Source organism: Campylobacter anatolicus (assembly GCF_018145655.1).
Lineage (GTDB): Bacteria > Campylobacterota > Campylobacteria > Campylobacterales > Campylobacteraceae > Campylobacter_A > Campylobacter_A anatolicus.
Map to the genome: position 1 here is coordinate 131,808 of NZ_JAGSSY010000004.1, position 13,083 is coordinate 144,890.

Here is a 13,083-nt window from a genome sequence, read left to right on the forward strand (position 1 = left end):
TGATATTCATAGTTTAGAAATAAATAAGAGGAGGTAAAGCGATGGAAGTTTTTATTTCGGTAGTTGATTTGATGACCGCCATCATCAAGTTAGCGTTAGTCTATCTGCTTATCAAAAAGATAAAAAGATAGCCAAAGGGTTAAGGGGCTAGGTTAGCCCACCTTTGACCGAGTAGGAGCTTTATGCTTTACCTTCTGAAATTATACCACAAAGGAGCGGTAGAATGGAAGTTTTTAATACTATCTTGGATTTAGTTATAGTTGCGTTACTCGCCGTTATCGTTTATAAGATGGGTGGTGCAAAATGAAAGCCGTTATTATAAACGATATAAACGTAAATTTTAAAGTAAGCGATGAGAGAGTTTTTATAAGCTCTCTCGAGCTCGGTCAAGTTTTTGAGAAACGCCACGATAGCGTTTTAAGAGTTATAAACAAACTTCCAAACGATGAATTTAAAAATCAAAATTTCGCCAAACATAGCTACATAGACAAAACCGGGCGTGTTTTACCCTGCTACAATCTAACCCGTGATGGCTTTTCTTTGCTAGTTATGGGTTTTACAGGCGAAAAAGCCTATAAATGGAAAGTTGAGTTTATCAAAGCTTTTAATATAATGGAAGCAGAACTTCAAGCCCTTAAATTTAAACACCACCAATCCCAAATAAACGGTTATAAATCTCAGATAGCTCAGCGTAACAAGCAGATATTAAGACTAAAGCACAGGCTTTGTGTGGCAGAGATTAGAATGTCTGAGATATATGACGCAGAAGTTATCGATGATAGCCAAATAGGAAAAGAGAGCTTAAGAGCATTATTGCATAATGCAAGGCTTGAGCGTGATTATTACTTTAAAAAAGCAAATGAACTTAAGCAAAAACAGAAATTTAAAGATAGCGAGATTACAAGAGCTTTAAACAATATTCAAATTCAAATGGACGGAGTTTTTAAAGAGATTGATGTCGCTATGAGATATACAAATGATGATGATTACTATTTACAAATTACAAAATAAGATGAAAGGATAAAAAATGCATAACATACAAACAGAGAGTAAAGCACAAAGAGAGAGCAAAGCACGAAGCTTAATCAGTGCAAAAATGAGCCAGATACAAACCATAACAAACGGCGATAAATCCAAAGCTTCAGCCTTTGCGAGTGCAATCGTAAATATGGTAAATGATGGTAATTTATCTAATTGCTCCACAGAAAGCATAGTAAATACCGCAATGCAAATAGTTCAAATCGGACTAAACCCAAATAAGCTATTCGGACAAGCCTACGTAGTGCCTTATAACAAAGAAGCACAATTACAGATAGGCTATAAAGGGCTTATCGCACTAGGATATCGCAATGGCTGGAAGTTTAGAGCCATATGCGTTTATAAATGTGATGAGTTTGATATGAAATTTGCAGGCATTAAAGATGATATAAGCTTTGTGCCAAATTATGATGAGCGAGATGAGACTAATCCTGCGTGGGTTTTTGAAAATTTAAAAGGTGTTTTAGTCTTTGTAGCGGATAAAAATGGCAGTGAGTTTAGTGAGTTTGTCCCTTTTAAAAAGTTAGAGCAGTTACGCACTACAAGCCCAAACCAAAACGCAAAAGGATTAAGCAATATTTGGGCTAAATGGGCTGAAGAGATGTATAAGGCTAAAGCTATAAAACACGTAGCCTCACGCCTGCCGATAAATGATAGCATAGCGGAGGCTTTTATGGCAGAAGATGAGCCATTTCGTAAAAGTGCAGAGCAAAAAGAGCAATCAAGCAAAGGTAGCAAGGCTATTAATCTAAATGAGCTAATAACTCAGAATGAAAAAGAGCAATTAAGCGAGATAGTGATAGAGCCAGAGCCCATTATGCCAGGTGAGGAGCTAGAAATTGAGCTAAAAAGACGCGGATTAAATGAGGAAGAAGCCGAACGCATTATTAATAGATTTAATAACGAGCAAATTATGAATATTTTAGCCGACCCAAATAGCATTGACGCGTTATTAGATGAGATAAAAGGTGTTTAAACATTTTAGATTAAGCCGTGTTTAGCTAGAATTTAAGCTTTAAAGGTTGATAAAATTTAAAAAGATAGATAAAGCAAAAGGGCTAAAATGAGTGATGAAAAATGCACTGAGTTTAAAATCAGGCTAACGCACGATGAGCCAATAGAGTTAAAGACTATGGCGGTGTCATTGCTAAGCTTGCAAGAGCTTATAGATGGCTACACTTCAAAAGAACACGGCATAAGTGACTCAAAAATTTACCTTGATAAGGTAGAAGTTGGTAGCGATATTTACTCGTTGATTTTTCAGATATCAGCCGAAGCGTTACCACTTATTGCACCGCTTAAAGTATTAAAGGAGGTTATAGATATTATGGTGCTTTTTAAAGATTACAAAGACAAAAGTCTATACGAAACTGAAAATAACCCATACTTGACGCCGAAAAATGCAACCTTACTAAAAGATATCTTAGCACCGGTCATCATCAATCAAAATACTTACAACATAAGCCACGCAGATAATATAATATTTTCTATTGGGGCAGATGACGCTAAAAAGATGACTCAAAATGCCGAGCTTATAGCAGAGGTAGAGCAAGCAGAACAATGCAAAGAGTATAAAAATGTCTTAATAAACTTTAAAATTGTAAAAGACGCTAAGCGTATAGTAAGAGATAGTGCGGTATGCGAAGCGGTGATTAAAAATCGTTCTATACCTACAGAGATAATAAATATCGATGATAAAGAGCTTGTAAATAAAAGCCCATTTGATAATTATTATCTCGTTGATTTGCTTTCGTTTTCAGTAGAAGGCATTGTAAAATTTTACAGAGTTACGGCTATACATAGCATAATACCAAAACAAAAGGATAGCAAATAATGAGTGATGAAAACATAATAAAAAAAACTTGCAAAGAGCTGGGTCTTACCTATAAACAACTTGGCGAGTTGATAGGGTATAGTGAGAGTGCTATAAATAACGCAGCACGTCAGGAAAAAATAAGCGAACCGCTCACACGAGCAATTGAGCTTTATCAAGAAACACTAAACTTAAAAGCCGAACTTGAGAAATCAGAAGCTTTTAAAAGCAACTTAAAAGACTTTTTAAAGGGCTAAAATGACTGGAGCAGACTTAAAACAATTTTGTAAAGAACAGAATTTAACTTATAAAGAATTTGCTGAACTAGTAGGCTATACAGAAGCAGGTATAAAAACTATCGTTTCAAGGAATGAAATAAGTGAAAGCTTAGAAAAATCAATTGAGCTATTAAAAAGGGTTTATGAGCTTGAAGCAAAACTTAATGATATGCAAAATTTAAAAAATACTCTTAAAAACCTACTCGAATTAAAATAAGTTGTTTTTAGCAACTTATTTTAACAAAATATAAAATATATTATACTTTTTACTTGACATTTGGTTGTATTTATTGTATAATTTCGTTATAAAGGTTGAGAAAAACAACCTTTAAATAAAACGAAAGGAGCAACGATGTTAATATTCTTGCAAGTATTAGCGTTGATTTTGCAAATCCTTTACTGGATAGCAAAATTAATAGGGTGGATTAAATCCCCCCCCTACAAAGGGGGCGTTAATAAATATTTCATCGTTGCCTTTAACCATTATACCATAAGGAGCTTATATGTCAGTTTTAGACGTTTTAATGCTTATAGCTTTTATAGCTACTTGCATTTGGATATATTTTACAAAGGGGGCTAAATAAGCTCCCAATCAAAAACTAACAAATAAATTTAATACAAAGGATAAACAATGAAAATATCAGCAGAATATGCAGGAATAACAAAAGAGATTGATGTTAAAGCAGGTGAATACTTTAATATAGATTTTAACGGACACTGTTTGGTAGAGTGTTACTTTGACGGTAAAAGCTTTACCCCAACTAGAGCAATAGACGGGCGAGGGAATACTTACGTGGTTAATTCACCAGATGACCTTCAAGATATTTTAACAGATATTTTAGCAGATGAGGACCCAAATTACACAGTAGATGTTTCATCAGAACTGATGACTGAAGAGATAAAAGATAATGAGAAAGATTAAATTTTTAGCCTTTTATAAGGTAGATAAAACCATATATGAAGTTTCAGCCCTTGACTTTGAAAATTCCGAAGCAAGGCTTACAGGTCTTATTACCGAAGAGGAAATTGAATGCCCATTTTATGATATAAAGCTTATACAATATACAGGCTTAAAAGATAAAGATGGTTACGAAATTTATGAAGGAGATATTGTAAAAATATCTCCTAAAGATGATGAGAATAATGAGATAGAGGCAGAAATTTTTTACCTTCAAGACACGTCAGCTTTTACATTAAAAATTACTTCAAAGGGCGAAGTAAGATATTATCCTATGGACTTTGCAGATGAGATAAAAGCTATCGGTAATATTTATATGAAAATCTAAAACTTTTAAAGGGTTAGCGATGTCAAGTCCAGATAAAGAAAAACACAATAAGGCATTAGAAAATTTTGACACTTTTTGTAAAAAGATAGAGCTTGTCGAGTGCATAAGAAGAAGGCTTTTTAAGCTTGATATTTTTGAACTCAGATACATTTTAGAAGTTACAAAAGCAATAATAAAGGGTAAATATGAGCGAGATTTTAGAGCTAAAAAATGAGATTTTGGAATTAAAATTTATACTATCGTCTTTACTGCCTAAAAGTATGAGTATCTCTGAAGTCTCGGCTCAAAACTGGCAAAAGCAGACAAACTTTAACCGCTTTTGTAAAGTCAAATTTAGAGCCTAAAAAAGATTTTTGGCAACAAAATGGTAAAATAATGCTGTCTCAAACTGCCGCCTTAAAAATTATAAGGAGATATAATGAAAGATAGTGGCGGATACAAGGTGCGAAACGGCAAAATTTACGTTTTTGGCACGATAGATAAAGTAAGATATAGATTTTCAGTAGGCAAAGAGGCTACAAAAGAGAATTTAACTTGGATAGCACGGAACTACTGGAGTGTTCTTTTAAATTTAATCGATGAGAAAAAAATGCCAAAGCAGAGTTTAAAGCTTAGCGATTTTTTGCTTGAAGTCATAGAACTAACTGCACATAAACGCTCAAAATCAACGCAAATTGACTACATTTCAAAGGCTAAACGGCTCATAATCCCCTATTTTAAGGCGTATGAGCTAGGCGATATTAAGCCATTTGATATAGAGCAGTGGCAAAGTGAAATTTTAAAGCACTACTCAACCACCACTGCTAAACGGCTTAAAAATATCCTAAATATGGCTTTAAATAAGGCATATTTAAACGATATTATACCTAAAAACCCTTTAACTTTGGTAGATGGTTTTAAGATAAAGCACGAGAAAAAAGAGCCATACACTATTGATGAAATGCTTAAAATTTTGCACTTTTCTACTGGCTGGTTTAGATTATTTTTGCATTTAGCTTTTACCACTGGACTTCGCACGGGCGAACTTATGGGGCTAAAAAAGAGCGATATTGACTTTAAAAAGCGTGTGATTTATGTTAATCGAAGCATAACAAAGGGCGAGATAAAAGAGAGTAGTGAGATAAAAAATCATAATCGCATAGTCGTTTTAGCTGATTATTTAGTAGATGAGCTAAAAGCGTATGATAGTGGTAGTGAGTGGTTGTTTGTTTCAAGGCTAAATAAGCCTTTTTCAGAGAGCAAAGCCATAACAAAGCACTATTTTAAGCCACTTTTAGAACGTATAGGAGTTAAGTATAAAACACTTTATGCTACACGCCACACGTTTATTAGTCTATTAAGAAATGCAGGTGTTAGTAAAGACTTTGTAGCAGAGCTTGCAGGTCATAGTGAAGCGGTTAGTGATAAGCACTATTATAAATCGGCATTAACTGAGCAAAAAACAAAAGCGATAAATAACGTCTTTTATGGGCTAAATTTAAGCAGTAAGGCACAAGTTAAGGCACAATAAGCCTAACCAAACTCAAAAACATCGACGAGAGCGTGAGATTTTAGCAAAAACTGCTGGTCTCATAAGCCGGAGCCTTTTTGTTTTTTGGTTTTATGACGTGGGGCTTTGTGTCAAAATGCACAAATTTGGCGTATTTCACCTGTGTGGTGTTGCCGATTTTAACCTCGCTAGAAGTCGCACTAAAAACCTTGATATTTCGTTTTAAGTGCTGCGAGTTTTTAAATTTGAGATCGGTGCAGTCTTTTCTTTAGCTACCTGCACCACTCCCGATCCTACTCTATAAAGGAAATTTTTTAAAAATTTATCTAAATTTTTCATCTTACGCCTTAATGTTAAATTTTCTCATATTTGTCACTTGTTTTAACGTTTAGCATTCGCATACTCTACGCACTCGCTAAACTCTCCGTAAAACACATCACCGTTTTCAAAGATAAACTCGTGCTCTTTGCCGTCGTCGATCGCAACTCTTACGTAGTCTATAAAATGAGCAAGCTCGCCTACGCACGAAGCAAGCAACGGCGAGATAGTCATAGCAAACCTTGACGGCGATTTATATGTCAAAAAAATGCTTAAAGACCCGATAAAAAGCGTATCCATCTAACTTCTATGAATAAGCTTTATGAAGACATCATAGTTGAGGGCGATGAGTTATAGCAGCTTAAAATAGTCGGTATCGTTAAAAAAGTGCTTCCATCCGGTGCAATCTCGGCATAAGTCCTATTTTACGCAACTTTGAAATAATTTTTGAAGTTTTGAAGTGACTTTGAAGCGGTTTGAAGCTTAACTTTCAAAATGTGAAAAAAATGCGTAAATTTTGCAAATTTTGCATTTTAGTTTCTCATTTTTTACCTTATGTCTCTAAGTCATAAAACTCCGACCATTACGTTATTTGCTCCATATTTTTTACTCTTCTCACTTTTTTACCTTTTGCATAAGATTTACCATTTGCACCATATTGTCTTTGATTGTATGGCGGATCAAGATAGAGTACTTTACAATAAACATCATGAATATTATGACTTAGTTCAAATTTAGCCGCTCTTAAAGTCATCATAGCTGTTGCACTTTTTTAATATTTTTTAAAAAAGCCCCATAAATTGAAGCTGTATTTGCTACCTTATCAGCACTCTCAATAAGCGAAGCGAGTAAAAAACAGTAAGCCTTATCATCTATTTGCAAACTATCTTTTAAATTTTGAATTTTAACTCTAATAGCATCTATCTTTTTACCATTTTCGTTACTAAAATATTGTCTGCCACTTTTTTCAATATTACAATAATGCGTATAAATAAAGCCATTTTCAATCGGTGTAAGCTCATTTAGCTCACTTATCAAATTTAATGCATTTTGTATCGGAGCATAATTTCCTATGTAGTTTTTATTTAAAATGTAGCTATATGGCTCTATATCGTTACTAATAACCTTTTTAACAAATGGCTTAAACGCACGACCAATACAACCAGTCCCAGCAAAAATATCACATATTGTTTTATCTGACAAGTCAACTCCCACGACTTTACAAATTTCTTGTTTTAGCCACGATGAGAGTTTAAATTTAGAGCCGATATAGTTCATTGTGTAATATCTGGATATAGCTTTTTTAAAATAAAATCTGAAGTATATTTTGAAGCTTCATTTGAGATTTTTATAACGCAACTTTTTCTGTATTCAACAGGGTCATATTGATAACAATCTCTACATCCAAGTTCATTTGTATAGTTTTCACCGCCTTCATAAAAAGAGTATGGATTACCAGGATATTTTTGGCATCCCATCTTTTATTTTTCTCTTTACAAATTTGACGTTTTGCATCATTTGCCGCTTTGCAAAGTGGCTGAAAATCCTCTAACTTTTGAGTTGATGTATCGCTAACTCTTAAATCATTTTTTCTGCCATCTTTATGGTCTATCTCTATTTTTGTATTTTCAGATTTGCCATTAATACCAAGCATTACACATTTTTTATTCTTATAGTAATCTCTTATATCTTGTCTGATATTTTGATTAAAATTTTGATTGGTATTAAAGCCATTTATACGTATAGCGTCTATGGAATTTCCACTACTTTTTGTCTTATCAAATTCTACAATATATCTTTTTGCTAAAGTTGAGCTTTTTCTACACAAGCTACCGCCATTTCCAAGCTGAAGATCCTTAAACTCACCAACAAATTTACTAACATCAATCCACTCTGAAATACCATTTTCATCAGGATTTGCAAGTTTTAAAAATAGCTCAGTCTTAGTCATCAAAACTCCTTTTTAAATACAAAAATATATTAGTGTTTAAAGATATAATAATCACTTTTTAAAGCTCTATATCGCCAAATTCTACTACTGTTTAATTTTTCACGATTGCCCTCTATGTTTTTTACAACTACTCCTTTTAACTTTACTTTAAAATTTCTCTTTATCATATCCATAGTATAAAAACTAAGCGGTAAAACTTCACTATTTTTATAAACATCACCAATCACAAGAGCAAAGTAGCAATTTTTCTCTAAAATTTTAAGTGAATTTTGGCATATTATTTTAAATTTAACCATAAAATCTTGGATATTATCACACTGTGATAAGTCATTTTTATCATCAGTAAATTTAATAATATCCATATAAGGTGGATGCATTAACACAAAATTTACGCTATTAATGCCTAATTTTTGTGTTGCTAAGATAAAATTTTTATTAAACATTTTACTATCTAAAGAGTTGCAATTAGCTATAAAATAATCGTTAAAATTTGAATCGCCCATATTTTGACTGACATATTCAACTATTTTTGGATTTATATCAAAGCCAATATATTTACGATTTAAATTTTCACATTCAAATAAAGTAGTACCACTTCCCATAAATGGCTCAAATACAGCTTGGTTAGCTTTTGTGTAGCGTTTGATTAGTTGATATGGAATTTGTGGAATAAAGTTGCCATGATAGATATTTTTATGTTTTCCACTTTTATCACGCTCTTTTATAAGCCAAAGTGAGTTTGTATCTATATCGCAACTCTTCCACTGAGCTAAATCCAAATCATTAAAACTCATAAATTTATATCAGTTTTTCGCCATTCTTCTACGTTGGGTTGGATCAAGGTAGCGTTTGCGGACACGGATATTTATAGGAGTTACCTCCACTAGCTCATCATCTTCTATCCACTCCAAAGCTCGCTCTAAGCTTAGTTTTCTAGGTGGGACTAGTTTTATAGCATCATCAGAGCCACTAGCACGAACATTTGTTAAATTTTTACCTTTTATAGGATTGACGTCAAGATCGTTTGGACGACTATGTTCGCCAATGATCATACCGACATAAACCTTTGCTTGTGGATCTAAAAATAGCACACCACGATCTTGTAGATTAAAAAGCGAATACGCCAAAGTTACACCATTTTCCATTGATACAAGAGCTCCGTTTGTGCGGTGTTCCACAGAGCCACTTAGTGGACGAAACTCTAAAAAGCTATGATTCATCACACCCTCACCTTTAGTATCGGTCAAAAACTGACTTCTAAAGCCGATAAGTCCACGAGCAGGAATCTCAAACTCAATTCTAGTCTGTCCATCGCCTGTCGGACTCATAGATGTCATCTCCGCCTTGCGTTTACCTAGCTTTTCTATGACCGTTCCCGTACAGTCATCTGGTGCATCAATGACTAAAAACTCATACGGCTCACACTTCACGCCTTCTATCTCTTTTACGATAACCTCTGGACGACCAAGTAAGAACTCATAGCCCTCTCTACGCATATTTTCAGCCAAGATCGTTATTTGTAGCTCTCCACGACCACTGACTTTAAATTTACCCTCGCCAATGTTTTCATACTTCATCGCGATATTTGTTTTCATCTCATTTCTTAAACGCTCATCTATCTTATTTGACGTTACGTGTTTGCCCTCTGTTCCAGCCAGTGGTCCATCATTTACGCTAAAAACTACACTTAAAGTCGGCTCTTCTATATGAAGTGCTTCAAGTGGATTTGGGCTATTTGGATCGACGACACTATCGCCAACATCAAGTGCATCAAATCCAGCTATAGCGACTATATCACCAGTCCCAGCTTCGTTTATATCAGCTCTTTCTAACCCCATAAATCCGATAAGCTTTGAAATTCTACCAGTTGTTTTTGTGCCATCAGCCTTCATAAGCATAACATTTTGATTTTTAGCTACTTTACCGTTAAAAATTCTCGCAATGCCTATCTTACCGACATAATTATCATAATCAAGTGTAAAAACTTGAAGTTGTAAAGGATTTTCATCGCTTCCACTTGGAGCTGGGACATGAGCTAAGATAGTCTCAAAAAGTGGCTGCATATCCACGTTCTCATCATCTAAATTTAACTTCGCGTAGCCATTTTTAGCTGCTGCATAAACAACTGGAAATTCTAGCTGCTCATCAGTTGCATCAAGTGCTACAAAAAGGTCAAAAATTTCATTTATCACACGCTCTGGATCGCCAGCTGGTTTGTCTATTTTATTGACAACGACGATCGGACAAAGCCCAAGAGAAAGTGCCTTTTTAACAACAAATTTAGTCTGTGGCATAACGCCCTCTTGTGCATCAACTAGCAACAAAACTCCATCGACCATCTTAAGTACTCGCTCAACCTCACCACCAAAGTCAGCGTGTCCTGGCGTATCTATGATGTTTATTTTTGTGTTTTTGTAGCGGATTGCGGTATTTTTTGAAAGTATCGTAATGCCACGCTCACGCTCTATGTCATTGCTGTCCATCACGCGTTCGCCAACAGCTTGATGTTCGTTAAATGTTCCAGATTGTTTTAATAATTCATCAACCATTGTAGTCTTTCCGTGATCGACGTGTGCGATGACGGCGATGTTTCGTATATTTTCCAAAGTATGCTCCAAATTTTAAGTAGGGGCTGATTATATCCAAAAAATTCTTATAAAAATAATAAGCGAAAAATTTAAATTTATGGAACGAAATTTGCATATAAAACAATAGTTTTAAATTTAAGGATAAAAAATGCAAACCCAAACGGCTAGTAATGTGGCGGATTTATTTGCAGTTTCACCGAATAAAATGGTATCTACAAATAAAAAAAATAGTGATGATAGGGGTGAGTTCTTATCACTTGTTTTAGATGCAGCAACGAATAAGGCAAAAAAAGGCGAAGAGTTGACGCAAGATGATGTAAATCAGATCATAAAAGAGATCAATCAAAGAGTCGAGATAGCAACTAAAATCCAAGATGAAGCAAATGTAAAGATTACAACTGACTTAGAGCAAAATCTCGATGAAGCTATAAAAAATGAGTTATATGAAAATGCAAATTTTATGCAGCTTTTGCAAGTTTTAGAGATCTTAAACGGTGGAGAGAAGCTGAGTAAGTTTCCAAATTTTAGTGATAAGGTAGCGAGTTTTCTTGCTGTGCCTAAAAATGTTGAAGAACTTAGCAACGTTAAAAGCGTCACTGACTTGCTTGAACTATCTAAGAGATTTGATCTCGGACTTGAAAAACTCACTATCACAAATGACGATGTGGATATCCTTAATAATATGTTTAAAAATTTAGGCAAAAGTAAGTTTTTTACCCCTATTTTACCAAAAACAAATAGTATTTATAGTGATAATCTCATACAAAAGGTCGAACAAGCTATAATCTTAAATCAAGATAACCAAAATAAGAAAACTACACTCAATCAACTGCTTCAAGATATAACAAAAGAGACATTAAAAGAGCAGAAAAATCAACCTGTCACACAAACTCAGGTGGCTCAAGTGGTAAAAGATATCACAAAAGAGATCACAACACCTAAAATAGACGTAGCAGATGAGAGTTTAGAAACACCTGATGTTATAAATTTTACAACAAAAACAGACAAATATCAATCTCAAAAATCGGTAAATTTACAATCACTTTTATATCCAGAGCGTGAGCAAAATGGTGAAAATTTAGAGCAAAACAGCGAACAAAGTAATCAGAAAAAAGATAGTGAGCTAAATTCGATGGTGCGAGATATTAGTCGAGCTGCACAAAATCAAATACAAAATCGCACTGCTGTGCGTGAAACTCTGAGTAATTTTAGTGAAAATTTACGCGATCAAATTCAAAACTACAAAGCACCGCTAACTCGTGTAAATATCACGCTTAACCCTATGAATTTAGGCGAAGTTGAGATCACGATGATAAATCGTGGTAATAACTTGCATATAAATTTCAACTCAACTACAAATACGATGAATCTATTTTTACAAAATCAAGCTGAGTTTAAAGCAAACCTTGTAAATATGGGATTTACCGAGCTTGAGATGAATTTCAGTGATCAGCAAAAACAAGAACGAGAGCAAAAAGCGTATAAAAAATTCGCCCAAAACTCCCAACAACAAAGTGAGAGCGAAGATATGGAACAACCTTTGCTTGAACTAGTCATACCAAGATATATTTAGGAGAAAACGATGGCAACTTCGACATCAGATATACAATCACAATTTACATCAGAAAAGCTAAAAGCTGCCCAAGACGCAAAAAAAGCAACTAAAGCAAATGGTACAAACCCATCAGCACAGCTTGATAAAGATGCATTTTTAAAGCTTCTTTTAGTAGAGCTTCAATACCAAGACCCAACATCACCTATGGATACTGAAAAAATGCTAACACAAACAAGCCAGCTAGCTACGTTAGAAATGCAAGAAAACACAAACTCAACGATGAAAGAACTTGTAGGTCAGTTAAAAACGACGTCGAGTATGTATTCACTCGCTGCACTTGGTAAGATGGCTTCGATTGGGTCAAATTCTATCACTACAACAGATAGCACAAAAGATGCGACTTTGGCAATGTATTTTCCAAATGCCGTTAAAAATGGCACACTACAAATAAAAGATACAAAAAATCAAGTAGTAAAAACTATGGAGCTTAAAGATTTAGCTCAAGGCGTTCAAAAAGTAGCTTGGGATCTTAAAGATGATAATGGCAATAAGCTACCAAACGGTTCATATAGCGTAACAGCGACTTATACAGGCACAGATGGTAAGAGCTATACAACTCAAATAGGCAATTACCCAGTAGAAGCAGTAAAATTTGTAGATGGTAAAGCACAAGTTAAAATCGCTGGAGAGTATGTCTCTATCGATAAAATAGCTGAATTTTACGATATGCCAAGTACAAGTTTAAGCCATAGTTAAAGGCAGAAGCT

The 13,083-nt window shown here is 34.4% G+C and carries 17 protein-coding genes and 1 pseudogene; 12 read left to right on the plus strand and 6 right to left on the minus strand.

Annotation, left to right across the window (positions count from 1 at the left end; translation table 11 throughout):
- Positions 1-303 precede the first annotated feature (303 nt).
- The 10 genes from KDE13_RS07680 (at position 304) to KDE13_RS07725 (ending at position 5,925) form a co-directional block, all read left to right on the plus strand.
- A complete protein-coding gene (locus KDE13_RS07680; RefSeq protein WP_212139832.1) occupies positions 304-1,011 on the plus strand; it encodes a Rha family transcriptional regulator in 708 nt (235 codons plus the stop codon).
- Positions 1,012-1,027: 16 nt separating this feature from the next.
- Positions 1,028-2,014, plus strand: a complete 987-nt coding sequence (locus tag KDE13_RS07685; protein WP_212139833.1) for a RecT family recombinase — start codon at positions 1,028-1,030, stop codon at positions 2,012-2,014.
- A gap of 87 nt (positions 2,015-2,101) precedes the next feature.
- Positions 2,102-2,872, plus strand: coding sequence for a hypothetical protein (locus KDE13_RS07690; protein WP_212139834.1), 771 nt, complete (start codon positions 2,102-2,104; stop codon positions 2,870-2,872).
- Positions 2,872-3,108, plus strand: coding sequence for a helix-turn-helix domain-containing protein (locus KDE13_RS07695; RefSeq protein WP_212143373.1), 237 nt, complete (start codon positions 2,872-2,874; stop codon positions 3,106-3,108). Before KDE13_RS07690 ends, KDE13_RS07695 begins: the two co-directional genes overlap by 1 nt.
- Before the next feature lies 1 nt (position 3,109).
- On the plus strand, positions 3,110-3,346 hold the full coding sequence (locus KDE13_RS07700) for a transcriptional regulator (RefSeq protein WP_212142323.1): 237 nt from the start codon (positions 3,110-3,112) through the stop codon (positions 3,344-3,346).
- Positions 3,347-3,760: 414 nt separating this feature from the next.
- Positions 3,761-4,051, plus strand: a complete 291-nt coding sequence (locus tag KDE13_RS07705; protein ID WP_212143375.1) for a hypothetical protein — start codon at positions 3,761-3,763, stop codon at positions 4,049-4,051.
- Positions 4,038-4,415: a YopX family protein gene (locus tag KDE13_RS07710; protein WP_212143376.1), complete on the plus strand. Its 378-nt coding sequence runs from the start codon at positions 4,038-4,040 to the stop codon at positions 4,413-4,415. The genes KDE13_RS07705 and KDE13_RS07710 overlap by 14 nt, the downstream gene beginning before the upstream one ends.
- Before the next feature lie 19 nt (positions 4,416-4,434).
- On the plus strand, positions 4,435-4,629 hold the full coding sequence (locus KDE13_RS07715) for a hypothetical protein (RefSeq protein WP_212143378.1): 195 nt from the start codon (positions 4,435-4,437) through the stop codon (positions 4,627-4,629).
- Positions 4,601-4,759 carry a hypothetical protein gene (locus tag KDE13_RS07720; RefSeq protein ID WP_212143379.1) on the plus strand — a complete coding sequence of 53 codons (159 nt, stop codon included), beginning with the start codon at positions 4,601-4,603 and terminating at the stop codon, positions 4,757-4,759. The genes KDE13_RS07715 and KDE13_RS07720 overlap by 29 nt, the downstream gene beginning before the upstream one ends.
- Before the next feature lie 74 nt (positions 4,760-4,833).
- Positions 4,834-5,925 (plus strand): tyrosine-type recombinase/integrase, encoded by a 1,092-nt coding sequence (locus tag KDE13_RS07725; RefSeq protein ID WP_212143381.1) that lies wholly within the window; start codon positions 4,834-4,836, stop codon positions 5,923-5,925.
- Between the two features lie 360 nt (positions 5,926-6,285).
- On the opposite strand, the gene KDE13_RS07730 is transcribed toward KDE13_RS07725, so the two are convergent.
- The 6 genes and pseudogenes from KDE13_RS07730 to typA all read right to left on the minus strand — a co-directional run bounded on the left by KDE13_RS07730 (position 6,286) and on the right by typA (position 10,779).
- The gene (locus KDE13_RS07730; protein WP_212143383.1) at positions 6,286-6,486 is read right to left on the minus strand and encodes a hypothetical protein; all 201 of its coding nucleotides are present in this window, start codon (positions 6,484-6,486) and stop codon (positions 6,286-6,288) included.
- Between the two features lie 319 nt (positions 6,487-6,805).
- A complete protein-coding gene (locus KDE13_RS09680; protein ID WP_267873711.1) occupies positions 6,806-6,979 on the minus strand; it encodes a DNA adenine methylase in 174 nt (57 codons plus the stop codon).
- Positions 6,976-7,500, minus strand: a complete 525-nt coding sequence (locus KDE13_RS07735) for a DNA adenine methylase (protein ID WP_267873712.1) — start codon at positions 7,498-7,500, stop codon at positions 6,976-6,978. The genes KDE13_RS09680 and KDE13_RS07735 overlap by 4 nt, the downstream gene beginning before the upstream one ends.
- A pseudogene (locus KDE13_RS07740) lies at positions 7,497-8,173 on the minus strand (restriction endonuclease). Before KDE13_RS07740 ends, KDE13_RS07735 begins: the two are co-directional and overlap by 4 nt.
- Positions 8,174-8,202: 29 nt before the next feature.
- Positions 8,203-8,967, minus strand: coding sequence for a DNA methyltransferase (locus KDE13_RS07745; RefSeq protein ID WP_212143385.1), 765 nt, complete (start codon positions 8,965-8,967; stop codon positions 8,203-8,205).
- 9 nt (positions 8,968-8,976) lie between these two features.
- On the minus strand, positions 8,977-10,779 hold the full coding sequence (gene typA / locus KDE13_RS07750; RefSeq protein WP_212139685.1) for a translational GTPase TypA: 1,803 nt from the start codon (positions 10,777-10,779) through the stop codon (positions 8,977-8,979).
- Between the two features lie 130 nt (positions 10,780-10,909).
- On the opposite strand from typA, the gene fliK reads away from it, so the two are divergent.
- The gene (fliK, locus tag KDE13_RS07755; RefSeq protein ID WP_212143387.1) at positions 10,910-12,334 is read left to right on the plus strand and encodes a flagellar hook-length control protein FliK; all 1,425 of its coding nucleotides are present in this window, start codon (positions 10,910-10,912) and stop codon (positions 12,332-12,334) included.
- Positions 12,335-12,343: 9 nt separating this feature from the next.
- On the plus strand, positions 12,344-13,072 hold the full coding sequence (locus KDE13_RS07760) for a flagellar basal body rod modification protein (protein WP_212143389.1): 729 nt from the start codon (positions 12,344-12,346) through the stop codon (positions 13,070-13,072).
- The last annotated feature ends 11 nt before the right edge of the window (positions 13,073-13,083 follow it).